This window comes from Methylobacterium sp. 174MFSha1.1 (genome assembly GCF_900116815.1).
Classification (GTDB): Bacteria; Pseudomonadota; Alphaproteobacteria; order Rhizobiales; family Beijerinckiaceae; genus Methylobacterium.
The window spans coordinates 111,194-137,311 of record NZ_FPCB01000014.1; the positions used below are offsets into that span (position 1 = coordinate 111,194).

Below are 26,118 nucleotides of genomic sequence, written 5' to 3' on the forward strand. Positions count from 1 at the left end.
GCCGGAGCGAGGGTGAGGGGGTATTCCCGGATGAGCCTCCTCCGGCACCACCCCCTCACCCTCGGCTGCGCCTCGCTGCGTCCCCTGAACGGGGACACAGCCCTCTCCCCGCCCGCGGGGAGAGGAGGATTCCCGCGCCTCACTTGTCTCCCGGGCAACCCTGCTGCCCCCGGGCGGGCCCGGGTCCGCCGGCATCCCGGTCCCGCGTCCCCTCGGGTCTCGGATCCGCCGCGCCGCGGCCGAAGGTCTGGGCCCAGGTCAGCGTGATGATCTCGGCACCCGCGCTGCCGACGGTCCGGTCCTTCCGGGCCGCGCGGCGACGCCCGGCGCCGATCCAGCGCCGCACGAGCGGCTCGCCGTCGCGCGGTAGGCCGACGGGTTTCCGTCGCCACCCGTTCCCTCGCCGCACCTGCCGCCTCCCACCCTCCGAAGATGGAGCAGCATGTCGGGCGCGGACGGCGCCGGGACGACGGCGATTCGTCCCAATTCCTTCATCCGGCGTCCCAATCGGCCGGTTCAGGCGTCGAGCGTCATGACCCAGTCGTAGAAGCCGTCCCAGCCCCCGGCCGTCCCGTCCGGCGGGCTGCGCCGCTCCGGGCCTGCGCCCCGCGCCGCCGCCCTCACGTCGGCGGGGCTCACGTCGAACTCGGCGCGAAAGGCGGCGGTGAAGCTCGCCGGGCTGCCGTAGCCGTAGCGATAGGCGACCTCCGAGACCCGCGCGGCCTGCCCGCTCCCCTCGGCGAGGTCGCGGTAGGCGCGGGCGAGCCGGCGGCGGCGGATATACTCGACCACGCCGCCGAGCGGCGCGAACAGGCGGTAGAGCGCGCTGCGCGAGACGCCGAAGCGGCGGCAGATCTGCTCCACGCTCAGCTCCGGCGAGCCGATCTCGGCGTCGATGTGGCCGCGGATGGCGAGGAGGATCGGCGCGCGCTCGAAGGCGCGGCCGGTTGGGCCGGCCTCGGTGGCCTTGCCCGCCGCGGCGGACAGCAGGCACGCCGTCGCCTGGGCGGCGACCCGCGCCTCCGCGGGGGTGAAGTGGGGCACGTTCCGGCCGAGCGAGCGCAGGTGGTCGCCGACCAGCGCCCCGAACGGGTCGCCGGCGCGCAGGACCGTTCCGTGCGCCTCGCCGAGCCGGGCCCCGCCCTCCGGAAACAGGCCGCGCGGGATGATGACGGTGATGGCGCGGTAATCGGTCGAATCCAGGGAGAGGGCCTGCGCGAGGTCGAGCAGGGCGACGTCGCCGGGACCGACCGGCGCCTCGTCCCCGGAGGCCCGGATCGTCGCCCGCCCCTCCATCCGCAGCTGCGCCGCCACGTGGTCGACGCCCATGCGGGCGACGAGGCTGCGCGAGCGCTCGTTGCGCAGGCCGGAGGCCGCGGTCAGGCCGATGATCGCGTTGCCGAGATGGTAGACCTCCGACCGGCCGCGGAAATCCGGGGTGTCCTCCTTGCGGACCTCGACGTCCCAGAACGGCGCCACGGCCTCGCGCCAGGCGGGGATCGTCCGCGGCCCGAAGGTCGTTCCTTCCAGACGGAGGTTGGGGCCGCGAAGGGTCATGTCAGGCGGGGATCCCATCGGGCTCGAAGCGGGGGTGGCGCACCGACCCTGGTTGCATCAGGCTCGCATGGCGGTCACGGTTGTGCAAATCGATTTGTCGCAAGACATCGCGCGTCCCGCCGGAATCCGCGGCCGGTGGCCACTAGCGCGGACCCGCCCCGTCCACCCGCTCGCCGATCCACACCACGTGCCGCCCGCTGCCCCCGGCCGGGCGGACCTTGTGCTCCTCGACCGTGAAGCCGCCGCGCTGCAGGCGGGACTTGAACTTGCGGTCGGGGCTCTCCGACCACACGCCGAGGACGCCGCCCGGCCGCAGCGCCCGCCGGGCGCGGCCGAGGCCCGCGACGTCGTAGAGCCGGTCGTTGCTGCGCTGGACCAGGCCCTCCGGGCCGTTGTCGACGTCGAGCAGGATGGCGTCGTAGGCGCCGGGGCGGTCCGCGATGAGGTGGTGGACGTCGGTCTCGTGCAGGCTCACCCGGGGATCGTCGAGGCTGCCGGCGAAGATGTGCGCGAGCGGTCCCCGCGCCCAGGCGGCGACGGCCGGGATCAGTTCGGCGACGACCACCTCGGCCAGCGGCCCGAGCTCGCTCAAGGCCGCCCGCAGGGTGAAGCCCATGCCGAGCCCGCCGATCAGCACCCGCGGCGCCGGGAGCCGGTTCAGGCGCGCGCAGGCGAGGCTGGCGAGCGCCCGCTCCGAGCCGCTGCGGCGGCTGTTCATCAGCTCGATCGAGTCGACCACGATCGCGAACTCGTCGCCCCGGCGCATCAGGCGCAAGGACGCGGTCTCGCCGGGGATGGCGCTGGTGTCGAGGTGAACCCAGGGAATCAAGAATCGCACTCCATCGGACTCAAAGCCGTGCCGGCGGAGCGGCCTCGGGATCGGGCAGGATGATCGGGACGCAAACGCGGGCGGGGCGTTCTTCCGCGACGAGAGCCGCCGGAGGCCGGCCCGCGGCCGCGACGGCGCGCCGACGAGAGACCGGAACGGGGCCGGCTATCGCACGCGCGGGGGCGGCGCGTCGAGGCCGGCATCGCGGCCGGCCCGGCTCTGGAATCGGACAGGGGATCGGGGCGGCGGGATGTTTGTCCTTCGCGGGGGTTCCGTGCCATAGTTCCGCGGATGAGCGAGAACGAATTCTACCCCTTCACCATCGAGGTAGCCCCGCTGAGCAGCCCGAAAGGAAAATTCGGCTGGGCGATCCGCAAGCACGGCAAGCTGCTCGAGCGGTCGGACCGGCCGCACGACAGCGAGGAGCGGGCCTATGCCAGCGCCACCGCCGCCGTGGAGCGCGCCTTCCGCCCGGCCGATCCGCGCCGGCGCTAGGACCGCCCGGGCTCGCCGGAGGCGAATCACCGCCCTCCGTCCGGCCCGTGCCGCGACGACGACCGGTCGCACGAGAGAATTCGCCTTGTGGGCGACGACGAAACCGTTCATCGTCGAACGGTCGATCGTCGGCGGCCGTCCCGGATCCTGGAGCTCGCTCCGGCTCGGGCACGTCTGTCCGATGTGATCGCGAAATCTGTCCAGCGGCACCGATCGCGGGCAGATGCGCCTCCGGCGGGTCCGCCATCCCGCACGAGAGGATCGGCCATGGCCAAGATGTTCATCACCGGCTCGGCCCGCAGCCCGTCGAACGAGGAGTTCAAGGCGCGCGTCGCGCGGCTGGCGGAGATGCCGACCCACACGGCCTCGCCCGCATCGGCCCGGAAGAACAAGCCCGCGAAGCCCGCCTACACGCAGCCCGCGCCGTCGCCGGACGACGGCCCGGCCGAGGAGACTCCTTCCGAGGAGACCCCGGGCGAGGAGACGGAGACGGACTGAACGCGCCGGGCCGCTTTACGCCCGACGCCGAAGCTCCCGTATGTTAGATCCTGCCGGCCGGCCCGAGGCGCGCCGGCCCCGCGGCAGGAGATAATCCGATGAGCTTCGTGACCACCGGCGACGGCGTTCAGATCTTCTACAAGGATTGGGGCCCGCGGCAGGCCCAGGCCATCATGTTCCATCACGGCTGGCCGCTCTCCGCCGACGACTGGGACGCGCAGATGCTGTTCTTCGCGGCCCGCGGCTACCGGGTCGTGGCGCATGACCGGCGCGGCCACGGCCGCTCGTCGCAGGTTCCGGACGGGCACGACATGGACCATTACGCGGCGGATGCGGCGGCAATCGTGCACCAGCTCGGCCTCATGAACGTGATCCATGTCGGGCATTCGACCGGCGGCGGCGAGGTTGCCCGCTACGTCGCGCGCCACGGCGAGCCGCAGGGGCGGGTCGCCAAGGCGGTCCTCGTCAGCGCCGTGCCGCCCCTGATGCTCAAGACCGAGGCCAATCCCGGCGGCCTGCCGATCGCGGTCTTCGACGGGTTCCGCGCCGCGCTCGCCGCCAACCGGGCGCAATTCTTCCTCGATGTGCCGAGTGGGCCGTTCTACGGCTTCAACCGGCCGGGCGCCCAGGTGTCCGAGGGCACGATCCGCAACTGGTGGCGCCAGGGCATGATGGGCTCGGCCCTCGCGCATTACCACGGCATCAAAGCCTTCTCGGAGACCGACCAGACCGGGGACCTGCAGGCGATCTCGGTTCCGACCCTGGTGCTCCACGGCGAGGACGACCAGATCGTCCCGATCGACGCGGCCGGCCGCAAATCGGTGTCGCTCCTGCGCAACGGCACGCTCAAGACCTATCCGGGCCTGCCGCACGGCATGCTGACGACCGAGGCCGAGACGCTCAACGCCGACCTCCTCGCCTTCGTGAAGGGGTGATCCCGACGGGCCGGGTCGATCCACGGGCATGCGGGCGGCGCACGCCGTCCCGCCTCTTGATCAAGGACATGCGGGCGGCGCGCGCCGCCCCGCTTCTTGATCACGGACATGCGGGCGGCGCGCGCCGCCCCGCCTCCCGCACCACGTCGAGGAAGGCGCGCAGCGGCGTCGGCACCTGCCGGCGGCCCGGATAGTAGAGGTGGAAGCCCGGGAAGGCCGGGCACCACGGCGCGAGCAGCCGCACCAGCCGGCCGTCGGCGAGGTCGTCGGCGACGTAGCCCTCGAAGAGGAGGGCGATCCCGAGCCCGTCGAGGGCGGCGAGCCGGATCAGGTCCTGGTCGCCGAGGATCAGCGGACCGTCGACCGCGACCGGCGCCGGAATCCCGTCGCGCTCCAGCTCCCAGTGGAACAGGCTCCCGCCGGGAAAACGCTGGCGCAGGCAGGCATGGCCCGACAGGTCGCCCGGTTCGTCCGGCGTGCCGCGTCGCGCCAGGTAGGCGGGCGCCGCGACGACGGCGAAGCGCTGCGGCCCGCTCAAGGGCAGAGCCACCATGTCGAGGGCGAGGCGCTCGCCGAAGCGTATCCCGGCGTCGTAGCCCTCGCCGACGATGTCGGTGAGCGCGTCGTCGCTCGCCACCTCGACGCGCACGTCGGGATGGAGGGTGAGGAAGCGGGCGATGAGCGGCATCAGCACCAGCCGGCAGGCGCTGCGCGGCGCGTTGAGCCGCAGGGTGCCGGCGGGGCGCGCGGCCGTGGCGGAGGCTGCCGCCATCGCGCCGGCGATGTCGTCGAGGGCGGGGGCGAGCCGCGCCAGCAGGGCGGCGCCGGCCTCGGTCGGGGCGACGCTGCGGGTGGTGCGGTTGAGGAGCCGCACGCCCATGCGCTCCTCCAGCCCGCGCAGGGCGTGGCTGAGCGCCGAGGGCGACAGGCCGAGCGCGGCCGCGGCGCGCCGGAAGCTGCGGTGATGGGCCACCGCCGCGAAGGCCGCGAGGTCGGGAAGGTCGTCGCGGACCATTGGTGAGCCTGGCTCATCGGTTCATGCGGAGCGGCGCAGCTTATCCGGTGGGCGCCGGAACGCCAGATCCGCCCCGTCCGCGAACAAGGAGTGCTTCGATGCAGCGACGTTCCCTCGGCCGGTCCGGCCTCACCGTCTCCGCCCCCGGCCTCGGCTGCATGGGATTCTCGGAATTCTACGGCCCGACCGACGCGGCGGCGGCGCCCGCCGCCCTCGAAGCCGCCCTGGCGTTGGGCTACGACTTCCTCGACACCGCCGACCAGTACGGCCACGGCCGCAACGAGGAATTGCTCGGCCGCGTGCTGAAGGGTCGGCGCGACCGCGTCGTGCTGGCGACGAAGTTCGGCATCGTGCGCCGGGAGGGGTCGAGCGAGCGGCGGATCGACAACAGCCCCACTTACCTCGCCGCCGCCTGCGAGGCCTCCCTGCGCCGCCTCGGCGTCGAGACGATCGACCTCTATTACTGCCACCGCCGCGACCCGTCGGTGCCGATTCCCGAGATGATCGGCGCCATGGCGCGCCTCGTCGAGGCCGGCAAGGTGCGGGCGCTCGGCCTGTCGGAGGTCTCGCCCGAGACCCTGCGGGCCGCCCACGCGGTCCACCCGATCGCCGCGGTGCAGACCGAGTATTCCCTGTGGAGCCGGGAGCCGGAGCAGGGCCTTCTGGCGGCCTGCCGCGACCTCGGTGTCGCCCTCGTCGCCTATGCGCCCCTCGGCCGCGGCTTCCTCACCGGAGCGCTCGACGTCGAGACCCTCGCCCCGGACGACTTTCGCCGCGGCAACCCGCGCTTCCAGGGCGAGGCGCTGGCGCAGAACCGCCGGCTCGCGGAGGCCCTGGGCGCCTTCGCCCGCGAGCGCGGCGCCACCCCCGGCCAAGTGGCCATGGCCTGGCTGATGGCCCGCAGCCCCGACGTGATCCCGATCCCCGGCACCCGCCGGCCCGAGCGCCTGGCCGAGAACGCGGCCGCCGCGGACCTCGCTCTCTCGCCCCCGGACATCGCCGCCCTCGACGCGCTGTTCGCCCCGGGCACGGCGGCCGGCGCGCGCTACGCTCCGGGCGGGATGGCGGGGATCGAGAGCGCGGCCGGGTAGCGTTCCGGTCAGCTGATACCAAATCCGGAAGATCACTTCCGGATTTGGTATCACCAGCCCGCGCGGCGCCTGAGCGAAGCCGAAATCCACATTGCGCCTGCGATCCGACAGGATCGCCTGAAGCAATCAGTCGGATTTCGTATGACGCCGCCCGGAGCGGCTTGGCTCGGAGCCTGTTTGGTTGATCGGTCGATATTACCCCACTCACAACCTCATCCTGAGGTGTCAGCCGATCGAAAATCGGCTGACCTCGAAGGAGGGCTCAGAAGTCTCAGGGCTATCTGGAGGCCTCCTTCGAGGCTCACTCCGTTCGCCCCTCAGGATGAGGTCGAGGTGGGATAGAAAAGTGCCTCGTATTGTCGGCTTCAAGGTCAAGCAGGTGCTCAAAGCAGCCTGCGGATGCGGGGAGACCGGCGCAGCGCCCAGGCGCCGCCCCAGCTCGCCGCGAACGCGACGACGAACACGATTGCGCCCTTGAAGGGAGCGCCGAGCGGCAGGCCCAGGAGTGCGGCCTGGACCCAGGTCACGGCCGGGTAATGCAGCAGGTAGATGGCGAAGGCGTTCGCCGACAGGCTGTCCCAGGCGCCGGAGCGGCCTCCGCCGAAGCGGAGGAACAGGACCGGGAGCGCGAGGGCGGCGGCGGCGCAGAACAGGGTCCGCGCTGCGCCCTCCAGGACGAGCGCCTCCCGCGCCGGCAGCCGGCCCCCGATCGCCGTTGCGGCGACGAGGGCGGCGCCCGAGGCGAGGGCGAGGAGGACCCACGAGCGCCAGCGCGCGGCGAGCGCGCGGCCGACATCCAGGAGTGCCGGCCTCCCGCCCCGTCCGAGCGCGACGCCGGCGGCGAAATAGACCGCGTAGAGCCCGATGCGGCTGGCCTGGATCGCCAGCGGCCCGATTCCGATCCAGAGCGCCGGACCGACGGCGAGGAGGAGGGGCAGGTAGGCGAGGCCGGAGAGACCGACCAGCAGGAGGAAGTCCCGGCCCGGTGCGAAGGCCCGCCCCGCCCGGTCGCGGGTCCTCAGGACGAACAGCAGGGCGGCCGCCGCGTCGAACGCCAGGAGGACGCCGATGAACCAGGGCGGCCCGCTCGGCCAGGGCCCGGTCGTCACCGTCCGGACCCAGAACGCCGCGAAGCCGGCCCGGCCCCCGGCCTGCAGGTACGAGGGGTAGTAGGCGAGCGGCATCAGGGTCGTCACGGCGACCGCGAAGGGCAAGCCGAGGCGCCGCGCCCGGCCGCGCAGGTAGGCGCCGGCCCCCTTCCGCGCCAGCCCGTCCCGGACGAACAGGCCCGACAGGAGGAACAGCAGCGGCATGAAGAAGGCGTCGTCGAGCAGCACGAGGCCGTCGAAGCCGCGCCAGCGCTCCGGATCGACGATCGGTGCCGTCGACAGGGCGTAGTGGGCGCAGTCGACATGTCCGAAGGTGCAGTAGGCGAGGACGGCGTGGTGCAGGACGACGAGCCCGACGAGGGCGCCCCGCAGCCGGTCGAGGGCGGTGAGGCGCGCCTCCGGCGCGGCGGGCGGAGCCGGAGGCGCGGGCGGGATGCGGCGGAGGAGGAGCATCGCGGACCCGGCGGCAGTGACGGGTCCGTTCTACGCGGCAAGGGCGCGACGCTCCACGGCCGAGCCGCCCCGCGGCCCGCAAAAAGCGGCCATGAACAAGCCGGAACCGCCGGGGCGAATGGATCAGGCTCTTACAAATTTACTGAATATCTCGATCTCATATTAAAAACCACAACCCCCTTGTGTGTTCGAGCTGAGAATCAGCATCGTCACGCAGCGGCATCAGTAATGATTGTTCAATCACTCCGCCGCACGGTGTGAATCCGCGCCGCAGCCGTCACGGGGTGCCATGTATCGTGCGTTCGTCTGCCTGACCGTCGAGCATACGGTCTGGGCCGTTCCGCTGGCGGCATTGGTCGCGTGGTTCTCCTGCCATACGGCCCTGCAGCTCTTCGGGCAGGCGCGCGCCGAGCGCGGCGGGCGCTCCCTCGTCTGGCTCCTCGGCGCGGCCTTCTCGGCCGGGGCCGGAACCTGGAGCACGCACTTCATCGCCATGCTGGGCTACGATCCGGGGGTGGGCGTCGGCTACGATCCGGCGGCGACCCTCGCCTCGCTCCTCGTCGGCGTGGCCGGCGCGCTCGCGGCCCTGGGCCTGCTGCGCCGGGCCCGCGGCACCTCCGGCCGCCTCGCCGCGGGTCTCCTCCTGAGCCTCGGCGTCGCCGCCATGCACGCCACTGGCATGCAGGGCGTACGCGTGCCGGGCACCTTCGTCTGGCATCCGGGCCTCGCCGCCGCGGCCCTGGTGGTGGGGTCCGCCCTGTCCTGCGCCGCGTTCCTGATGTTCCGGCGCCGGGGCGAGCGCCGCAGCCTGATCCCCGCGGCAACCCTGCTCGCCGGCGGGATCGTGCTGCTGCACCTCCTCGCGATGGCGGCGGCGGAAGTCGTGCCCGATCCCCGGGCGGGCGACGGGGCCGACAGCCTGCCCCGGGCCGTGCTCGCCGCCGGCATCGCCGCCGTCACCCTCGCGGTGCTCGCCTGCTCGGCCCTGGCGCTGGTCGCCGACCGCCTGCGGCGGATGAACGGCGTGCTGAGCGGGCAGAAGGCGGCCCTGCTCGCCAGCGAGGAACGGATGCGGGCGCTCACCGACGCGCTCCCGCAGATGGTCTGGGTCGTCAGGGACGACGGCACGACCCTCTATTCCAACCGGCCGTTCCGGGCGTTCTTCGGCGCGCGCGCCGCCGCTTACGCGCTGCGCATCGAGCTCCAGCACCCCGACGACCGCGACGCGGCCGCCGCCACGTGGCTGCGGGCGCGGGCGGAGCGGCGGGCTTTCGCGGCGGAGCTGCGCTGGCGCGATCCCGCGGGCGCGTATCGCTGGCACAAGATCGTCATCGCCCCGGCCCTGCAGCAGGGGGGCGTCGTCGAGTGGATCGGCACGGCGCTCGACATCGACGACATGGTCCGGGCCCGCGAGGCGCTGCAGGTGAGCGAGGAGCGCCTGGCGCTGGCGCTCGACGCGAGCAGCGACGGCCTGTGGGATTGCGACCTCGCCACCGGCGCGGCCTGGACCTCGGACCGCTGGTGGCACATGCTCGGCTACGCCCCGGGCGAGCTGCCGTCCCACAGCAGGACCTGGCGCGCGCTCCTCCATCCCGACGACCGGGCCGAAGCCCGCGCCAAGCTCGCAGCCCATCTCGCCGGGGCGACGCCGGTCTTCGCGTGCGAGCACCGGCTGCGGCGCAAGGACGGCACCTGGGGCTGGTTCCTCACGCGCTCGAAGGTCGTCGCGCGCGGGGCCGACGGGCGGGCGACCCGGATCGTGGGCACCCACGTCGACATCGGCGTGCGCAAGGAGGCGGAGAGCCGGATCGCCCACATGGCGGCCCACGACGCCCTCACCGACCTGCCCAACCGCACCCTGTTCCGCGAGCGGCTGCGGCGGCGGCTGTCCGAGACCGGGCGCGGCGAGGGCGCCTGCGCGGTCCTGTGCGTCGATCTCGACCGGTTCAAGGAGGTCAACGACGGCCTCGGCCACCTCACCGGCGACGCGCTGCTGCGCGAGGTCGCGCACCGCCTGCGGGCGGGTCTCTCGGGCCAGGACATCGCGGCGCGGCTCGGCGGGGACGAGTTCGCGGTGCTGCTCGCCGCCATCGACGGCCCGGGCGACGCGATGGCGCGGGCGCAAGGGCTCGTGCGGGCGATCGGCCGGCCGATCCGGCTCGGCGATCAGTCGGTCGAGATCGGCGCCAGCATCGGCATCGCCACCTCGCCGGCGGACGGGACCGACGAGGAGACGCTGATGCGGCGCGCCGACCTCGCCCTCTACAAGGCCAAGGCGGAGGGGCGGAACGCGGCCCGCGCCTTCGACCCGGAGATGGACCTGGCGCTCGCGGAAAGGCGGCAGCGGGAGACCGACCTGCGCCGGGCGATCGCGCGGGACGAGCTGGTGCTGCACTACCAGCCGCAGGTGCGGCTCGGTCAGGGCCGGCGCTCCCCCGGGCCGGCCTCCGGGGGAACGCTCGTCGGCTTCGAGGCGCTGGTGCGCTGGCAGCATCCGTCGCGCGGCCTGGTGCCGCCGGGCGCGTTCATTCCGCTCGCCGAGGAGACTGGCCTCGTCGTCCCCCTCGGCGAGTGGGTCCTGCGCGCGGCCTGCCGAGAGGCGGCGGGCTGGGCCTACCCGCTCAAGGTCGCGGTCAACCTGTCGCCGCGCCAGTTCCAGCAGGTCGACCTGCCCGAGCGCGTCCTGGCGATCCTGACCGAGACCGGCCTGCCGCCGGAGCGGCTCGAGATCGAGGTGACCGAGACGGTCATCATCAACGACATGGCCCGCGCCCTGACATCCTTGCGCCGGCTGAAGTCGCTCGGGATCCGGATCGCCATGGACGATTTCGGCACCGGCTACTCGTCGCTGGCGACGCTGCAGGCCTTCCCGTTCGACACGATCAAGATCGACCGGTCCTTCGTCAGCCAGCTCGAGCGGCGCCCGGCCGCGGCCGTGATCGTGCGCGCCGTGCTCGGCTTAGGCGCCAGCCTCGGCATCCGGGTGGTGGCCGAGGGCGTCGAGACCGAGGCGCAGATGCGCGTCCTGATCGGCGAGGGCTGCGCGGAGATGCAGGGCTACCTGTTCGGCAAGCCGCAACCCGTCGCGCAACTCGCGACGGTGATGGCCGGGGAGGGGATTTTCGCCGCGGCGGCGGGGCGGCTGGTCGCGAACGGGTGACCGGAGTGGGCGCGGTCCGCGACGAGCCGTCGAATAGGTTGCCTCCACCCCTTTCCCGGACGACTGCAGCGTCAGCGGAAGGAGATCCGGGATCCAGCGAAAAAAGTCGCGAAGCGTCCGGTTGCCTTTAGCGTTGCAAGATACGGAGCCGCTTCGCGGCACTTCTCCCCTGGTTCCCGGATCTCCTTCCACTTCGTTCCAGTCGTCTGGGAAAGGGCGGGGGTGAATGGAAACACCGCTGTCGCCGGTGCTTACCGCGCCGCCCCCACCTCCAGCGTCCCGAACGCCGTGCGCCCGTAGCGCTCGGGGCGGTACATGTCCTCGATCGTCGCCGCCGGGTGGACGTAGCGGCCGGGCGTCACCGCCCGCACCGTGTAGGCGACGCTGAAGAAGGCGGACTGGCTCGGGTCGCGGTCGTAGGCCGCCACGAAGCGGTCGTCGCGGAACTCGGTGTGGGTGGGCTTCACGTCGGATTTCGCCCAGGCGAGGCCGGCGGTCGCGTCCGCGTCGAGGAGCTTCGGGTTGTCGATCTCAAGGCCCGCCGGCAGGCGGTCGACGAGGAGCAGGCGGCCGGCGCTGGCCTTGGCCTCGGTCACCTTCAGCACCACCACCAGGCGGTCGTTCTGGCGCAACGCCGCGAGGTCGGCCGGGCTGCCGTCGAGGCGGTGGTAGCTGCGCTCGATCGTGTAGCCCTTCGCCTCCGCCGGCTCCGGCACCGCCGGGTTGCCCGAGACGCCGAGGGCGAGCTGCACCGGGGCGGTGCCGCGATTGGTCACCGTCACCGGCTTCGCCTCCAGGGCGGCGCCTGGGACCGTGCGGTAGAGCGCGCCCGTCACCGGCGCGCCGTCGAGGGCGAGCGAGGGCGCGTCCTTCGCCGCATCTTTGGCGAGCTCGGCCGCCGCCAGCACCATCCAGGCCTGTTCCTGGGTGCTGGTCGGGCGGCCGGAATCGCGCTCCTCGCCCACCACGGTGCCGAGCGGACCGAGCGCGTCCCGCGCGACGCCGGTCTCGGCGGCCAGCGCGATCAGCCCGGCGCCGTCGCGCAGGCGCGAGCCGTAATCGGCCCGGTAGGCACCGCCGTCACGCTCGGCCCGGAGCGCCGCCACGGCGGCCTCGAAGGCGGTGCGGGCCCGCGTCCGGTCGCCGAGCAACGCGAGCGCCGCCGCGATCTGGCCGCGGGCGAGCGGCGTCGCGAAGGAGGCGAGCTTGGTGTCGGCGAGGTAGCGCAGGTCGCCCATCACCGGCCGGCCGTTGCGGGCGAGCACGTAGGCCGCGTAGGCGAGGTCGAGGCCGCCCTCCGTCACCTCGCTGGCATTCGCCACGCTGTTGCGCAGCCGGTCGAGGGCGAGGGTGAGCGCAGTCGGCGGGACGGCGAAGCCGCGCTCCTTCGCCCGGGTCAGGAAGTCGGTGGCGTAGGCGGTGAGCCACAGATCCTCGGCCTGGCCCGCCGACCACAGCCCGAAGGCGCCGCTCGAATCCTGGCGCGACAGCACCCGGTCGATGGCCCCCCGCACCCGCTCGTCGGCGCTGCCGTCGAGGCCGAGCTGGGCGAGCGCCGCCAGCCGGTTGACCGAGAGCAGCGGCAGGGCCCGGCTCACCACCTGCTCGGTGCAGCCGTAGGGATAGCGGTCGAGGGCCTGGAGCAGGGCCGGCACGTCGATGCCACCGAAGGGCGAGGCCGCGAGCGTGACGGAACCGGTGCCCGGGATCACCTCGGCGAGGAGGTCGCCCGACACGGTCAGGCTCGCGCCGGGCGCGAGGGTGCGGACCTCGCGGCGCAGCAGCGCCCCGGTGCCGGGCTGGATGCCGAGGGAAAAACTCTGGCCGGCGGGCTCGGACAGCCCCGGGCCGGTCAGCCGCAGGTCGATCCGGGCGAGGCCCGGACCCGCGGCGGTGAGCGGAATCTCGACCGACCCGCGCCCGCCCGGCTCCAGGCGGAGCGAGCGGCTGAGGGAGCCGGCCGGCACCACGACCGGCCCGGCGAGGTCGACATCGACCGCGTAGTCCCCGGCCTGCCCCTCGACATTGTCGAGGGCGACGTGCAGGCGCGAGCGGTCGCCGACATCGAGGAAGCGCGGCAGGGTGCCACTCGCCACGACCGGATCGCGGATCACCACGTCGGCCGAGGCCGCCCCGACCCGCGCCGCGCTCCAGGCCGTCACCATCACCCGGGCGGTGCCGTTGAAGGCGGGCAGGGGAAAACTCACCTCGGCCCGGCCGTCCGGCCCGACCGTGACGACGCCCGAGTAGCGCGCGAGCGGCGCCTGCGCCGGCGGCGCGCCCTCCAGCTCCGCGCCGCCGGCGTCGCCGCCGGAGCGGATGGCGCCGAGGGTGCCCTGCATGCCGTCGATCAGGTAGCCGTAGAGGTCGCGGATCTCGGCCGAGAGCGCCTTCTGGCCGAAGAAGAACCCGAACGGATCCGGGCTGGCGTAGCGGGTGAGATTGAGGATGCCGACGTCGACCGCCGCCACGGTCACCCGCGCCTCCTCTCCGGGTTTCAGGCCCGCGAGGCGGATCGGCAGGCGCAACTCGCCCCGCGGCCGGACCTTGGCCGGAGCCTCCACCGTGACGCCGAGGCTGCGGGCGTCGCGGTCGATCCCGAACCAGGCCAGCCCCATCGCCCGGCCGGGCAGGCGCTTGGCCGCCTGGTCGAGGGGCCGGTAGGCGGTGGCGACGAGGTAGGCGCCAGCACCCCAATCCGGCTTCACCGGGATCTCGACGGTGGCGCCGCCCGCCGGCAGGTCGAGGGTGCGGATCTCGTGGACCTTGTCGCTCACCACCGCGACGGTGGCGGTGCCGGCAAAGCGCGGGCGCAAGTTGGCCTTCAGCGTCTCGCCCGAGGCGTAGGCGTCGCGGTCGAGAGTCAGGTCGAGGAGGTCGGGCGCATCCGCCGTTTCGGACCCGCTCCAGCCGACGCTGAACGACAGACTCGCCGCCTCGAGGCCGGGACCGCGCACCTCCAGGCGGTACTGGCCGAGCCCGACCGGCATCGCCAGCTTCGCCGGCGCCTCGGCCGCCAGGGCGACGCGGCCGTTGGCGATCTTGGCGGTGGTCTTGACCGGCTCGTAGGACCAGCGCCCGTCGGCGCGATACCATTGGTAGCGCCGGTCGACCCGCAGCAGGGTCCAGGTCGCCTCGGCCGGCAGCCGCGTGCCGTCGGGCCGCGCGGCCGCCACCTCGAAGGTCGCGGTCGCGCCCTCGCGCAACTCGCCGAAGGTTTTTCTGAGCCCGATCACCGGACCGGCGGGCAGGATCGGCAGGGTCAGGCTGCGCTGCACCGCCCGGCCGCCGGGCTCGCCGACCTGGAGCGAGACCTTGGCCTCGAAGGGCCGCGGCCCGCTCGACGCCGGCACCGGCGCCCGGACCGTCGCGCGCCCCTGCGCGTCGGTGGTGACGGGGCCCTCCAATTCCGCCGTCACCGGCTCGACGCGCTCGTCGTCGAGGCCGGTGGAGAACTCCTCGAAGCCCTTGATGCCGCTGCGGGCGGCCGGCTGCACCGCCACCGCGCCGCCGACGCTCAAGCCCGCGCCGGGCGCGCCGTAGAGGTAGCGCGCCGCGACCGCGACGGTCGCGGGCTCGCCCGGCTTGAGGGCGGCTTCGGCCGGCGTCAGGGTCACGTCGAGGCGCTCGGGCACGTAATCCTCGACGAGGAACGTCGCCTCGCCGACCGGCGGCGCCTTCGGGTCGGTATAGGCGGCGACCCGCCAGGTGCCCGCCTGCGCGCCCGGCAGCAGCGGCAGCGAGAAGGCGCGGCCCCCGAGGCCCGCATCCGCCACCTGCGCCCGGCGATACTCGACCCCGTCCGGGCGCTTCGCCACCAGGGTGAGCGGCAGGCTCGGGATCGCTGCGCCCTTGGCGTCGCGCAGGAGCGCGGTCAGCTGCACCGTCTCGCCCGAGCGGTAGACCCCGCGCTCGGGGTAGAGGTAGGCCTCCGCGGCGCCGGGGGCCGGCCGGCCCTTCACGCCGCGGTCGGCGAGGTCGAAGGCGCTCAGATTCAGGTCGAGAAAGCCGTAATCGTCGCCGAGCCGCGCCACCACGAGGCTAGGGCTTGCCCCGCCCTCGCCGCGGGCGAGCCCCGGATCGAAGGCGGCGAGGCCCTGGCCGTCGGTGCCGCGGGTCGCCAGCACCTCGTTGTTGCGGGCGACGAGGCGGATCTCCGCCCCCTTCAGCACGGCGGCCGAGGCGAGGGAGCGGGCGAGCACGTGGATCCCGTCCCGGCCCTTGAAGGCTGTGAGCCCGAGATCCGAGACCACGAACCACTGCGTCGCCTCGCTCTCGTAGCCGCCCTCCTCGTCGGCGAGCGACGCGGTGCCGCTCGGGCGCGCCGTCATCACGTAGAGCCCGGGTTCGACCTTGCCGACCGCCTGGAGCACCGGGAAGGCGGTGACAGCCTCGCGGTTGATCTCGACGGGTGCGGTGTCGAGCGTGCCCTTCCAGACCTGCACGCCGCGCTCGCGGGCGATGGTGCGGAGGCCGGAGCCGGAGAGCTGCGACAGGAACTCGTCGCCGCGCAGGGCCGGCAGCAGCCCACGGTCGCCGATGCGCACCACCTCGACATCGACCTTGGCCGCATTGACCGAGACCAGCGGCACGCCGGCCTGGCCGGTGCGGGGCAGCACGTAGTTGCGGCCGGTGAAGCGCACCTGCGGGCTGCGGTCGCGGACGTAGATCTCGTAATCGGCCGCCTTGCGCAGGGCCTCGCCCACGCTCGACGGCAGGCCCTGGCGCAGGACCATGCCGTAGCGCTCGCCGTGGCGCAGTCCGTCGACACAGACCTGCTGCCCCTGCGCGGTCACGGCGGTGCCGGAGGCACCGGAGACCGCTACGAAGGGCGCCACATCCGCCTTCGGGTCGATCGCCTCCGACAGGGTGAAGCAGGCCCGCGGCGCGGCGGCGTCGGAATCGACCTTGTAGTCGAGCACCCGGAAGCCGTGCGCGTCGCGCAAGGCCTCGTAGGTCTTGGCGGTCTCCGGATCGCCGGCCAGCGCGAGGCTCGCCGCGTAGGCCTCCAGCGCCGGGCGCCAGGTCTCCTGCTTGGCGAGCACCGCGCCGAGGAGGGCGAGCGACCGCGCCTCGTCGGCCGGGGCTCCGGCCCGCTGGTAGGCGAGGTAGGCGCCGGCCCGGGCCTCCGCCTTCAGCATCCGGTTGGTGTCGTAATCGTCGTTCTCGGCGCCGTTCGCGGTCTCGGCCAGGGCGACCCAGTTGCGCCAGTCGGCCGGCTCGGCCGCGGCGGCGCGGCGGTAGGCGGCGAGCGCCCCGTCGGTCTCGTCCTTGGTCTTGAGGGTCTCGGCCTCGCGGCGCCACTGCGCGGCGGATCGGCCGCCCGCGCCGCCCTCCTCCTTCACCCGCGCCTCGAGCCGCACCGCCTCGCTGGCGAGGGACGGGCGCACGAAGCTCTTCGGCTTCTGTATCGGCTGCACCAGGGCGGCGCGGCGGGGCGCCGGGCTCGGGGGCTGCTGGCCTTGCGCGCTCGCGAGCCCCGCCAGAAGACCGGCCAGACCGACGGCAACGCGACCGACCCGGGTGATGAGCGACATGTCCGGCCTCGCAAGCGATTCCCCGCGCGGGCGGAGCCTAAGCAGCGTCCGATCGCGGTGCAATCCGATGTCGCCCCGGAGCGATCGATTTCGCCCTGTCTTGCGTCGCCCACGCCTCCACTTCGTCCGGGCCTGGATCGATCGGCCCCAACGGCCGGAACGACGCGCAGGGCCGCTGGAAGTCCGGCCCCGCCTCTGCCAAGGTCTGGCGCCTCGTCTTCGGAGAGCCCGATGCCGCGCCCCGCCCGCCTGCTCGCCGCCGGCCTGATGCCGCTCCTCGCCTGGGTCGGCCTCGCCCCGGCGGCCGTCGCCCAGATGCCCGCTTCGCCGGCACCCGCCGCGAAGGTCCCGGCCCCGCGCCCCGCGGCCACGCCCGATCCTGCCTTCGAGGCGGCCCGCGCCGCCTTCGAGGCCCGGCCCGAGGCGGAGCGACGGGCGGTGCAGGACGCCCTGGTCTGGGCCGGCAGCTACAACAGCGTCGTCACCGGCGCCTTCGGCCGGCGCACCTACGAGGCGATCGGCGCCTGGCAGGCGAAGGCGGGCGCCCCCGTCACCGGACTCCTCGACGAGCCGGCCCGCGCCGCGCTGCTCGCCGCCGGCGAGGCGGCGCGCCGGGCGGCCCGGTTCACCGTGGCGGCGGATCCCGCCACCGGACTCGTCCTCGGCGTGCCGGAAAGGCTCCTATCGAAGCGCAGCCGGGTGGCCGGCGGCACCCGCTGGCAGAGCCCGGACGGGCGCGTCACCCTCGACACCCGGGCCTACGCCCCCGGCGAGACCGACCTCGACGCCCTGTTCGCGCAGGGCGCCGCGGCGACGCCGGAGCGCAAGGTGACCTACACCCTCAAGCGCCCCGACTTCACGGTCGTCACCGGCGAGACCGCGGGCGGCAAGTTCTACATCCGCCACGCCGCCGGCCCGGCGGGCCTGCGCGGCTTCACCCTCGCCTACGACAAGGCCTCGGCCCGGGAGATGGACCGGCTGGTGATCGCCATCGCCAACAGCTTCGTGCCCTTTCCGGGCGAGGCCCCGGCGGCGGCCCCGCGCCCGGTCGCGGCGGTGGCGGAGCCGGCCGCCCCCGCGACAGGACCCGCGCCCGCGACCGGCCTCGTCGTCGCGCCCCGCCGGATCGTCGCGGTACTGCCCGGCTCCTGCCCGGGTCCCCTCGTCGCCGGGGAGCCGGCCCGGGTGCTGCGGCGCGACGAATCCAGCGGCCTCGCGCTCCTCGACGGCGTCACTCCGTCAAGCGCGGGCACGGCCCCGCCCGCCCTCGCGCCGGCCCCGGCCGCCCCGGGCGAGGCCGCGCTCGTGCTCGCGGCCGGTCCCGACGGCCCGACCGTGACCACCGGCGAGGTCGCGGCGGCGGGCCTCCTCGCCCCGCTCCAGCCCGGCGCCGCCGGTGCCCCGGTCCTCGACCGCGCCGGCCGCCTCCTCGGTGTCGTCGCCCGCCTACCGGCGCAGCCCCGCCTGATCGCCGGCGTGCTGCCCCCGCTCACCCATCCCCTCGTCGGCCCGGCGGCGCTCAAGGCCCTCCTCGGCCCCGACGCCCGGACGGCCCCCTCCGGCGATGCCCCGCCGCTCACCGCCGGCGCGGTCGCCGGGCGCTTCGCCGGAGCGGTGGTGGGGGTGCGGTGCGGCGGGTGAAGGCGGTACGCGGACGGTCCGCGCCTCCGTGCGGGTGACGCGCCTCCCTCGTTCGGCGACGCTGCCGTCCCCAGAGGTCGGCCCATCGGAGAAGGCGGCCCGGCGCCGGCTTTGCGCTACGCTCAGGCGACGAGGCGACGAGGCGGGAGCGGACGATGCGGCGCGCGATCCCGGGGCTTCTGGCTCCGGTGGTTCTGACACTCCTGGCGGCCACGGACGCGAAGGCTGCCCCGGCCGATGCAATGGAGGCCCAACGCTGCATCTGGCGCTGCGGCGACGCCACCAACCTGCGCCAGCCGGCCTACAACCAATGCATCGCGCGGCGATGCGACACCGGGCAGACGAAGCGCAGGCGGCGGCGGTGAGGGGCGGCCGAGCCGGGGCGCGTCTACTTCTCCGGCCACCCGATCGTGATCGACGACAGGGACGGCTTCACGGCCCGCAGCGCGGGATCGGACGAACCGAACTCCTTCTCGCCTGAGACCCTGTCGAGCGCCTTGCCTTTCACCTTGGGATCCGGATTGAAGCGCGCGGACAGGCTGCATCCGCCGGCCATCCGATCGAGCCTGCCGCCCTTCCAGCCCATTCCGTAGCCGCCGTAATCCCAGCCGAAACCGTTGATCTGGAACGGCTTCTCGTTGGCGGCCCCGACCTCGTCGAGGCCCGCCCCCAGTCCGATCGTCGGGCGCGCCGCGCCGGGCGTGCGCACCAGCCACGCCGACCGGTCCTTCACCGTGATGCCGGCGAGACCCCGTCGCTTGCCCGTATCCCACCAGCTGATCTCGAGACGGCGGGCCGGGTCCTTCGGATAGACGATCGTGCCCGGCACGGTCTCGCCCTCGGCGCCGTCCAGCTTGCCGCGGACGACGTTCTCCTTGCCGAAGCGCTTGATGAGCTCGGCCTCGTCCGTCTTCTTCGAGAAATCGGCGCAGTCGAGGATCGGGCGCTCGGCCGGCGCAGCCTGTGCCAAGGCAGCCTGTGCCAAGGCGGTGCCCGTGCCCGCGATCAGCAGACAGGTCGCGAAGGACACGACGTTCATGACAGGCGACCCTTTGCCCGAGGTGCCGCGCCGGCGCCTCCCCGGAAGCACCCTGCGCGCAGAGGAGGGCTGGAGATTGGTCGATTCAGCCGCCCGGCGTCCAGTCGATCTTCGGATGTTGCGACAGGATTCGCCCGAGGTCATCGGTCACCGCCCGCGGGCCGCCGGCAGGTCTCCCTGAGGGGCAGGCGTTGCTGCGTGCTCCGTCGCCGATGCCTGACCTTGCGGTTCTCAGTCGTATTCGAGGCCGACCGAGCGCTCGAATGCAGTCCCGTTGGTCTGCTGCCCTTTGGGATCAGTGACCGAGATGTCGCGGAAGCCTCGCCCCATCAGCTCCCGAACCTTGTCGAGTGCCTGCAGATCCGTGCCGCAGGCGAAGGTCTGCGTGCGGCCGGTCGGGTCGGTTCCAGTCACCTTGTACAAGCTCGGTTCCCTGTTCGGCGCCGAGCGTGCGGCATCAGCGATGCGCCCGCTCGTCTGTCGTTGGCTTCATGGCAGGGCCAAACCTCAGCCGCCCGGCGTCCAATCGATCGTGGGCTTCTGCGACAGGATCCGCTCGAAATAATCGGCCACGGCCTGCGCGCCGCTGGCATGCATCATCGCGACCGGGTGGGCGAGGTAGGCCCGGGCCAAATCGATGGGAATCTCGCCGGCCTGGAGCGCGCCCAGCACCGCATCGATGAAGGCGTCGTTGGCCTCGTTGAAGTCGGACGAGAGCTTCTTGCGGTCGTTGAGCGCCTTGATCGGCATCGTGCGAGTCGTCCTCTCGAGGGTCTGCCCGGCCGCTGGGGCGGAGCGCCCGTTTTCAGAGGCGAGGCAACGTACGTTATCCAACCACACCGAGGCGCAGTGTGGTTTTCGCTGCTTCCGCAGCGCTTCCGCGACCCGATCAAAACCGGGGCCGCATACCAACTAAGACATTAAGGAAGATGGCGCACCCGACACGATTCGAACGTGTGACCTTTGCCTTCGGAGGGCAACGCTCTATCCAGCTGAGCTACGGGTGCTGACCGCGAAGCCTCTGTAGCCCGGCTCACGGCGGAGCGCAACAGGGAAAGGGGCGGAGGGCCGCCGGCCTCATGCGGCGGCGCCGGGCCCGAAGCCGAGGCCGGCGACGAAGCGGTTCCAGGTCTCCCGCGTCACCTGCCCGCCCGTGGCGCGCCGGTGCCCTCGCGCGAACTGGTCGTCGGGACCGAGGGGAGGGGCGCGCTCCTGCAGGAAGGCGATCAGGTCGGGCACGGTGGCGCTGCGGGCGGCGAAATGGACGAAGCCCTCGCGAAACCCCGCATTGGCGCCGATCACCACCTGCCGGCGCAGGCGGTGGGTCCAGGACTGGGCGACGAGCGGGTGGATCTGGAGGGCTGAGTCGCAGCGGATCAGCGCGACTGGGCCGGCGAAGAGCGGCGGCAGCTTGCGCGCGGCGTCGAGGCCGCCCTCCGCCAGGGCGGTAATCGTGAAGCTGCGGCGGCAGCTTGCGCGCGGCGTCGAGCGCCTGCTTCACCTCGGCGCGGGCCTGCCGGAGCGCCTCGCCGTCGGGCGAGGCGTCGGAGACGACGGCGTCCGGCCCGTCCGCCCGCAGCAGCAGGCGCAGGGCTGGCGCGGCGTCACCGCGGCTGGAGCGGCGCGGGGCGTTCACCAGGCTCACGGCCTCGCGCAGGGCCTTGAGGGTGCCGAACCGCCGCGCACCCGCCATCACGGCGGGAAACTGCGCCGCGCTCGCGCGCTCGCCGAGATCGCCCACGGCCCCGAGGGCGGCGAGCCAGACCAGCCTCTCGGCCTCCGCCTCGCCGACGAGCGCGGCCGCGCAGGCCTGGGCGAGGAGGCTCGAGGTCGGCGTCGGCTCCGCGCCGTAGCCGCTGATGACGGTCGCGACCTCCGGGCCGGGCTCGCTGCGCGGGACGTGGTGATCGACGAGGATCGTCGGCACCCCGGGCAGGATCGGTTCCGCCTGCACGCCGAGATCGGCGACGACGAGGCCCGCGACCGGCGGACCTGCGGCGAGCTCGGCCCGGACCGCGTCGGACCAGGCGCTTTCGCCGCGCCCGATCACCCGCACCCGCGCCGGGCCGTAGTGGGTCCGCGCGAGGGCGCGGGCGAGGAGCGCGCCGGCCGAGAGGCCGTCGGCGTCGTCGTGGCACAAAACCACCGGCGTGCCGGCGCCGAACCGGGCGAGGGTCTCCGTGAAGCCGGCGGCGGCGGTCACGGCCGCGCTTCGGCCCGGAGGCTGGCGACGAACCGGCGCGCGATCTCGCGCACGGCCTCGTTGTCCTGCGTCGCGGCGGCGCCCGGATCGCCCAGGTGGTCGATGCTGCCCTCGAGGGCGGCGAGCAGATCCGGGTGCCGCCCGGCGAGGAAGCAGAGGGTGGTGAAGAGCAGGTGCTCGGCGACGATCTCGCGCCGGCGGGCCTGGATGGTCGGGTCGGAGGGGGCTTGCGTGTCGGTCATGCCGGGGCAACACGCGGAAGCGCCCGCGGTTCGGCTCAGGCGCCCTTGTCTCAGGCGCCCTTGTCCCGCCGGTCGGCCCGGCATCGGATGCCCCCGTCCCGGCCCGGGCCGCGCTCGGGGCGATGGAGGCCGCCTCGTCGCGGAAAATACGGTACAATCAAACAGCTAGAGCATCGCCGATTGCAACGCGATCGGGTGATGCTCTAGAGAGCCTCCAGAGCCGCGGCTCGGCAACAATACCCTCAGGGCAGGAAACTCACCGTGGAAGAGATCGAAACCAGGACGATCCGTAAGGTCATGTGGCGGCTGATGCCGTTTCTGGTCGTTTGCTACTTCGTTGCCTACCTCGACCGGGTCAATGTCGGCTTCGCCAAGCTGCAGATGAACGCGGCCCTCGGGCTGTCGGAAGCCGCCTACGGCTTCGGCGCCGGGCTGTTCTTCATCGCCTACTTCCTGCTCGAAGTACCGTCGAACCTGGCGCTGGACAAGTTCGGCGCCCGGCTCTGGATCGCCCGCATCATGTTCAGCTGGGGCCTCATCTCGGCCCTGTTCGCCTTCATCTCGCCGATCTCGCGGGCGACCGGGATCTCCAACGAGTACGTGTTCTACATCCTGCGCTTCCTGCTCGGCATCGCCGAGGCCGGCTTCTTCCCGGGCATCATCTTCTATCTGACGCTGTGGTTCCCGTCGGTCTACCGCGCCCGCGTCGTGGCGATGTTCATGCTGGCGATCCCGTTCTCGTCGATCGTCGGCGCGCCTGTCTCGGGCGCCCTCCTGAACATCACCGGGGGCGGGCTCGAGGGCTGGCAGTGGCTGTTCATCCTCGAGGCGCTGCCGTCGCTCGTGATGTCGGTCGTCGTCATTTTCTACCTCACCGACCGCCCGGCCCAGGCGAACTGGCTGCAGGCCGACGAGAAGACCTGGCTCGAGACGCGCCTGGAGACCGAGCGCAAGCAGAAGGTCGCCGTCGAGCACATGAGCATCGGCAAGGCGCTCTCGGATCCGCGGGTGCTGGCCTGCTCGTTCGTGTATTTCTGCCTCAACGCGGCGAGCTACGGCGTGGCGTTCTTCCTGCCGACCATCGTCAAGGGGTTTGGGGTCAGCAACTTCCAGACCGGCCTGCTCTCCGCGCTGCCCTTCGTGTTCGGGGCGGTCGGCATGGTGCTGCTGGGCCGCAGCTCGGACCGGACGCTGAAGCGCCGGGAGCACGTCTGCTTCGCCATGATGGTCGCGGCGGTCGGCGTCGCCGGGGCGGGGCTGGTCTCGAGCCCGGTCCTGATCCTCGGGCTGCTCTGCCTCAGCCAGATCGGCGTCTCGGCGACGCCGCCGCTGCTCTGGCCGATCCCGAGCGCCTTCCTCACCGGAAGCTCGGCCGCCGCCGGCATCGCGGCGATCAACTCGATCGGCAACCTGTCCGGCTTCGCCGGGCCCTACGTCATGGGCTACCTCAAGGACCTGACCGGCACCTTCACCGCCGGCCTGCTCGTGCTCGGCGCCGTCACCCTCGCGGGCGGCCTCGTGGCGATGACCCTCAAGGTCAGCCGCGACCTGGAGGACGCGACGGCCCGCAAGGCGGCGCCGGCGGAGTGATGTCTGCCCGATCTGCCGGGTAAGAATAGAGCACGTCTCCCCTCTCCCGTTTGGGAGAGGGGCCGTGGGGATCGAAGATCCCGCGTGAGGGTGACACGCTTCAGTATAAAGCGCTGAGCGTGGTGCTGGCAGCGCAACGGTCGAGATCTATCCGGAACCGTGTCACCCTCACCCTACCCCTCTCCCACACGGGAGAGGGGATCGCGCGCTTTGCTTTTATTTGTGCAGATCTAGTGGAAATCATGGAGGGGGGTGGGCGGCCCGATTGCGCAGTGTCGCCGCCGCTGCCTCTCATCCGGCAAGCGCCTTCAAGGCCGGATACAGCCCGCGATAGCGTACGAGGCGCGCAGCATAGGCTTCGGCCAGGCCCCGGTCCGGCAGCACCGTCGCGCCGCGCTCCGGCGGCGTGCAGACCGCCTCCGGCGCCTCGCCGGTCACCGCCAGGCGGGCGAGGCGGGCCGCCCCGAAGGCGCCGCCCTGCTCGCCCTCGGCGAGCGGGCGCAAGGGCAGGTCGAGGACGCTCGCCAGGATGCGGATCCACGCGCCCGATCGCGAGCCGCCGCCGATGACGTCCGCCGCCTCGATCCGCGTGCCGGAGGCCCGCACCGCGTCGAGGCTGTCGCGCAGCGAGAACGCCACCCCCTCCATCACCGCCTGCGTCAGGGCCGCCCGCTCGGTGCCCGCCGACAGGCCCGCGAAGGCGCCGCGCACCGCGCCGTCGTTGTGCGGCGTGCGCTCGCCGGCGAGGTAGGGCAGGAACAGGGCCTCGCTCGGGCGCTCCACCGGGCCGATTTCCGCCACCAGGCGCGCCTCGTCGATGCCCGCGATGCCGGCCCACCAGGCGAGCGAGGCGGCGGCCGAGAGGGTCACGCCCATCTGGTGCCAGCGGCCCGGCAGGGCGTGGCAGAAGGCGTGGACCGCGCCCTCCGGGTAGGGCCGTGCCCCGTCGGTGTTGGCGAACAGCACGCCGGAAGTGCCGAGCGACACGAAGGCGTCGCCGGGCCGGATCGCCCCGAGCCCGACCGCGCCGGCGGCGTTGTCGCCCGCGCCGCCGGCGAGGAGCGGCGGGCTCGCCATGCCCCAGCGCCGGGCGAGGTCCGGGCGCAGCCGACCCGCTTCCTGCGAGCCCTCGACGAGGCGCGGCATCGCGGCGGGCGTGAGCCCCGTCGCCGCCAGGGCGTCGTCCGACCAGCGTCTCGCCGCGACGTCGAGCCAGAGGGTGCCGGAGGCGTCCGACATCTCCTCGATCGCCTCGCCGGTGAGCGCGAGGCGCAGCCAGGCCTTCGGCAGCAGGACCCGGGCGGTCCTCGAAAAGATCTCCGGCTCGTGGCGGCGCACCCAGAGCAGCTTCGGGGCGGTGAAGCCAGGCATGGCGATGTTGCCGGCGACCCGGCGCAGGTCCGGCCAGGCCGCCTCCAGGGCGGCGCATTCGGCGCTGGCCCGGGTGTCGTTCCACAGGATGCAGGGGCGCAGCACCCGGTCCGCCGCGTCGAGGAGCACCGCGCCGTGCTGCTGGCCCGACAGGCCGATGCCCCGGACCGCCGCGAGTTCCGCCGGGTGGCGCGCCTTCAGGGTGTCGAGGACCTGATCCAGGGCGCGCCACCACTGCGCCGGATCCTGCTCGCTCCAGCCCGGATGCGGCCGGCTGACGGTCAGCGGCGCGGTGGCGCTCCCGACGACGGCTTGCGCCTCGTCGGCCAGGACGGCCTTGAGGCCGGAGGTGCCGAGATCGAGACCGAGATACATCAGGCGGATACTTCTCCGGAGAGCACCGACAGCAGGTCGCCGCGGGTCGGCAGGTCGGCGCCGAGGCGGGTGCAGGTGATGCCGGCCGCCGCCACCGCCTCGGACAGGATGTCCCGGAGGGACTCGGCGTCGAGGCCGAGCAGCGCGTCGCGCGAGAGGCGCCCGTCCCGGTCGAGGCGCGCCAGCAGGGCGGCGTGGAAGGTGTCGCCGGCGCCGACCGTGTCGATCACCGTGACCGGGCGGCCCGGGACGGCGACCGGTCCGGCGGCGTGGTAGGCCCGCGCCCCGTCCGGCCCGGCGGTGACGACGACGAGCGCCACGCCTGCGTCGAGCCAGCCCTGCGCGAGGGAGGCCTCGTCGGCGTGCGTCCCGTAGGCCGCCCGCAGGTCCTCGTCGGAGAGCTTGACGATGTCGGCGTTGGCCACGAGTTCGTCGAACCGCGCGTGCCAGCGGTCGAGATCCGGGATCAGGCCGAGGCGCAGGTTGGGATCGAGGCTGATCACCCGCCGCCGCGCCTCGCGCGCGGCAAGCGCCGCGTAGGCGGTGCCGACCGGCTCCGCCACCAGCGAGAACGACCCCATGGCGATCGCCCGGACACGCTCGGGCAGAGCCGCCGGCAGCTCGGCGGGGCCGAGATCGGCATGCGCGCACGCCTCCGCGTGGAAGGTGTAGGCGGGGTGGCCGTCCGCACCGGTCGAGACGATGGCGAGCGGCGTCGGCCGCGGGCTCTCCTTGGCGAAGGCGAGATCGACGCCCTCCGCCGTCAGCCGGTCGGCCAGCATCCGCCCGAAGGCATCGGCGGACAGTCCGGCCAGGAAGGCGCTGTCGGCCCCGAGCCGGCGGATGCCGATCGCGAGGTTGAACGGCGAGCCCCCCGCCACCGCCAAAGCCGGCAAGCCGCCGCGCTCCGGCGCCGGGCGTCCGGATTCGACGAAGAGGTCGATCAGGGCTTCGCCGCAGACCAGGATCATGGGAGAT

General features: G+C 73.4%; 20 protein-coding genes and 1 tRNA gene. 8 read left to right on the top strand and 13 right to left on the bottom strand.

Features of this window, described 5'->3' with window-relative positions; translation table 11 throughout:
* Window positions 1–516: 516 nt before the first annotated feature.
* Window positions 517–1,557 (bottom strand): helix-turn-helix domain-containing protein, encoded by a 1,041-nt coding sequence (locus tag BM430_RS13400; RefSeq protein ID WP_177303037.1) that lies wholly within the window; start codon window positions 1,555–1,557, stop codon window positions 517–519.
* Window positions 1,558–1,699: 142 nt separating this feature from the next.
* Entirely contained in the window at window positions 1,700–2,386 is a 687-nt protein-coding gene (locus BM430_RS13405) for a spermidine synthase (protein ID WP_093567761.1), read from the bottom strand.
* A gap of 291 nt (window positions 2,387–2,677) precedes the next feature.
* Here BM430_RS13405 and BM430_RS13410 point away from each other — a divergent pair, with 291 nt between their 5' ends.
* The 3 genes from BM430_RS13410 (at window position 2,678) to BM430_RS13420 (ending at window position 4,314) form a co-directional block, all read left to right on the top strand.
* Window positions 2,678–2,881: a hypothetical protein gene (locus tag BM430_RS13410; protein WP_093567762.1), complete on the top strand. Its 204-nt coding sequence runs from the start codon at window positions 2,678–2,680 to the stop codon at window positions 2,879–2,881.
* A 267-nt stretch (window positions 2,882–3,148) separates the two neighbouring features.
* Window positions 3,149–3,379 (top strand): hypothetical protein, encoded by a 231-nt coding sequence (locus BM430_RS13415; protein WP_093567763.1) that lies wholly within the window; start codon window positions 3,149–3,151, stop codon window positions 3,377–3,379.
* 98 nt (window positions 3,380–3,477) lie between these two features.
* Window positions 3,478–4,314 (top strand): alpha/beta fold hydrolase, encoded by an 837-nt coding sequence (locus BM430_RS13420; RefSeq protein ID WP_093567764.1) that lies wholly within the window; start codon window positions 3,478–3,480, stop codon window positions 4,312–4,314.
* 100 nt (window positions 4,315–4,414) lie between these two features.
* On the opposite strand, the gene BM430_RS13425 is transcribed toward BM430_RS13420, so the two are convergent.
* Window positions 4,415–5,329, bottom strand: coding sequence for a LysR family transcriptional regulator (locus BM430_RS13425; RefSeq protein WP_093567765.1), 915 nt, complete (start codon window positions 5,327–5,329; stop codon window positions 4,415–4,417).
* Between the two features lie 98 nt (window positions 5,330–5,427).
* Between BM430_RS13425 and BM430_RS13430 the strand changes: the two genes are divergently transcribed.
* Window positions 5,428–6,420 carry an aldo/keto reductase gene (locus BM430_RS13430; RefSeq protein WP_093567766.1) on the top strand — a complete coding sequence of 331 codons (993 nt, stop codon included), beginning with the start codon at window positions 5,428–5,430 and terminating at the stop codon, window positions 6,418–6,420.
* Between the two features lie 383 nt (window positions 6,421–6,803).
* On the opposite strand, the gene BM430_RS13435 is transcribed toward BM430_RS13430, so the two are convergent.
* Window positions 6,804–7,982: an acyltransferase family protein gene (locus BM430_RS13435; protein WP_093567767.1), complete on the bottom strand. Its 1,179-nt coding sequence runs from the start codon at window positions 7,980–7,982 to the stop codon at window positions 6,804–6,806.
* A 289-nt stretch (window positions 7,983–8,271) separates the two neighbouring features.
* Between BM430_RS13435 and BM430_RS13440 the strand changes: the two genes are divergently transcribed.
* Window positions 8,272–11,142 (top strand): bifunctional diguanylate cyclase/phosphodiesterase, encoded by a 2,871-nt coding sequence (locus BM430_RS13440; protein WP_093567768.1) that lies wholly within the window; start codon window positions 8,272–8,274, stop codon window positions 11,140–11,142.
* A 251-nt stretch (window positions 11,143–11,393) separates the two neighbouring features.
* On the opposite strand, the gene BM430_RS13445 is transcribed toward BM430_RS13440, so the two are convergent.
* Window positions 11,394–16,679, bottom strand: a complete 5,286-nt coding sequence (locus BM430_RS13445) for an alpha-2-macroglobulin family protein (RefSeq protein WP_093567769.1) — start codon at window positions 16,677–16,679, stop codon at window positions 11,394–11,396.
* A gap of 231 nt (window positions 16,680–16,910) precedes the next feature.
* Here BM430_RS13445 and BM430_RS35560 point away from each other — a divergent pair, with 231 nt between their 5' ends.
* The gene (locus BM430_RS35560; RefSeq protein WP_093567770.1) at window positions 16,911–18,320 is read left to right on the top strand and encodes a peptidoglycan-binding protein; all 1,410 of its coding nucleotides are present in this window, start codon (window positions 16,911–16,913) and stop codon (window positions 18,318–18,320) included.
* 155 nt (window positions 18,321–18,475) lie between these two features.
* Window positions 18,476–18,685: a hypothetical protein gene (locus BM430_RS13455; RefSeq protein WP_093567771.1), complete on the top strand. Its 210-nt coding sequence runs from the start codon at window positions 18,476–18,478 to the stop codon at window positions 18,683–18,685.
* A 23-nt stretch (window positions 18,686–18,708) separates the two neighbouring features.
* Here BM430_RS13455 and BM430_RS13460 read toward each other — a convergent pair whose 3' ends face one another.
* The 6 genes from BM430_RS13460 to BM430_RS13490 all read right to left on the bottom strand — a co-directional run bounded on the left by BM430_RS13460 (window position 18,709) and on the right by BM430_RS13490 (window position 21,804).
* Window positions 18,709–19,359 carry a hypothetical protein gene (locus BM430_RS13460; RefSeq protein WP_093567772.1) on the bottom strand — a complete coding sequence of 217 codons (651 nt, stop codon included), beginning with the start codon at window positions 19,357–19,359 and terminating at the stop codon, window positions 18,709–18,711.
* 231 nt (window positions 19,360–19,590) lie between these two features.
* Window positions 19,591–19,782 (bottom strand): hypothetical protein, encoded by a 192-nt coding sequence (locus BM430_RS13465; protein ID WP_093567773.1) that lies wholly within the window; start codon window positions 19,780–19,782, stop codon window positions 19,591–19,593.
* A gap of 84 nt (window positions 19,783–19,866) precedes the next feature.
* Entirely contained in the window at window positions 19,867–20,109 is a 243-nt protein-coding gene (locus BM430_RS13470; protein ID WP_093567774.1) for a hypothetical protein, read from the bottom strand.
* 180 nt (window positions 20,110–20,289) lie between these two features.
* Window positions 20,290–20,366, bottom strand: a tRNA-Arg gene (locus BM430_RS13475).
* 26 nt (window positions 20,367–20,392) lie between these two features.
* Window positions 20,393–21,562, bottom strand: a complete 1,170-nt coding sequence (locus BM430_RS33955) for a hypothetical protein (protein WP_143132023.1) — start codon at window positions 21,560–21,562, stop codon at window positions 20,393–20,395.
* Complete coding sequence (locus BM430_RS13490; RefSeq protein ID WP_093567777.1) at window positions 21,559–21,804, bottom strand: hypothetical protein; 246 nt, start codon at window positions 21,802–21,804, stop codon at window positions 21,559–21,561. The genes BM430_RS33955 and BM430_RS13490 overlap by 4 nt, the downstream gene beginning before the upstream one ends.
* A 261-nt stretch (window positions 21,805–22,065) precedes the next feature.
* Here BM430_RS13490 and BM430_RS13495 point away from each other — a divergent pair, with 261 nt between their 5' ends.
* Window positions 22,066–23,394 carry an MFS transporter gene (locus BM430_RS13495; protein ID WP_093567778.1) on the top strand — a complete coding sequence of 443 codons (1,329 nt, stop codon included), beginning with the start codon at window positions 22,066–22,068 and terminating at the stop codon, window positions 23,392–23,394.
* Window positions 23,395–23,685: 291 nt separating this feature from the next.
* Here the strand turns inward: BM430_RS13495 and xylB are convergent, their stop codons facing one another.
* A complete protein-coding gene (gene xylB / locus BM430_RS13500; protein WP_093567779.1) occupies window positions 23,686–25,140 on the bottom strand; it encodes a xylulokinase in 1,455 nt (484 codons plus the stop codon).
* Window positions 25,140–26,111 (bottom strand): carbohydrate kinase family protein, encoded by a 972-nt coding sequence (locus tag BM430_RS13505; protein WP_093567780.1) that lies wholly within the window; start codon window positions 26,109–26,111, stop codon window positions 25,140–25,142. Before BM430_RS13505 ends, xylB begins: the two co-directional genes overlap by 1 nt.
* Between the last annotated feature and the right edge of the window lie 7 nt (window positions 26,112–26,118).

Excerpts from the sequence above, each read along its gene's own strand:
- BM430_RS13400 (WP_177303037.1), bottom strand. The coding sequence starts at position 1,557 with ATGACCCTTCGCGGCCCCAACCTCCGTCTGGAAGGAACGACCTTCGGG.
- BM430_RS13410 (WP_093567762.1), top strand. The coding sequence starts at position 2,678 with ATGAGCGAGAACGAATTCTACCCCTTCACCATCGAGGTAGCCCCGCTG.
- BM430_RS13415 (WP_093567763.1), top strand. The coding sequence starts at position 3,149 with ATGGCCAAGATGTTCATCACCGGCTCGGCCCGCAGCCCGTCGAACGAG.
- BM430_RS13420 (WP_093567764.1), top strand. The coding sequence starts at position 3,478 with ATGAGCTTCGTGACCACCGGCGACGGCGTTCAGATCTTCTACAAGGAT.
- BM430_RS13425 (WP_093567765.1), bottom strand. The coding sequence starts at position 5,329 with ATGGTCCGCGACGACCTTCCCGACCTCGCGGCCTTCGCGGCGGTGGCC.
- BM430_RS13430 (WP_093567766.1), top strand. The coding sequence starts at position 5,428 with ATGCAGCGACGTTCCCTCGGCCGGTCCGGCCTCACCGTCTCCGCCCCC.
- BM430_RS13435 (WP_093567767.1), bottom strand. The coding sequence starts at position 7,982 with ATGCTCCTCCTCCGCCGCATCCCGCCCGCGCCTCCGGCTCCGCCCGCC.
- BM430_RS13440 (WP_093567768.1), top strand. The coding sequence starts at position 8,272 with ATGTATCGTGCGTTCGTCTGCCTGACCGTCGAGCATACGGTCTGGGCC.
- BM430_RS13445 (WP_093567769.1), bottom strand. The coding sequence starts at position 16,679 with ATGTCGCTCATCACCCGGGTCGGTCGCGTTGCCGTCGGTCTGGCCGGT.
- BM430_RS35560 (WP_093567770.1), top strand. The coding sequence starts at position 16,911 with ATGCCGCGCCCCGCCCGCCTGCTCGCCGCCGGCCTGATGCCGCTCCTC.
- BM430_RS13455 (WP_093567771.1), top strand. The coding sequence starts at position 18,476 with ATGCGGCGCGCGATCCCGGGGCTTCTGGCTCCGGTGGTTCTGACACTC.
- BM430_RS13460 (WP_093567772.1), bottom strand. The coding sequence starts at position 19,359 with ATGAACGTCGTGTCCTTCGCGACCTGTCTGCTGATCGCGGGCACGGGC.
- BM430_RS13470 (WP_093567774.1), bottom strand. The coding sequence starts at position 20,109 with ATGCCGATCAAGGCGCTCAACGACCGCAAGAAGCTCTCGTCCGACTTC.
- BM430_RS13490 (WP_093567777.1), bottom strand. The coding sequence starts at position 21,804 with ATGACCGACACGCAAGCCCCCTCCGACCCGACCATCCAGGCCCGCCGG.
- xylB (WP_093567779.1), bottom strand. The coding sequence starts at position 25,140 with ATGTATCTCGGTCTCGATCTCGGCACCTCCGGCCTCAAGGCCGTCCTG.
- BM430_RS13505 (WP_093567780.1), bottom strand. The coding sequence starts at position 26,111 with ATGATCCTGGTCTGCGGCGAAGCCCTGATCGACCTCTTCGTCGAATCC.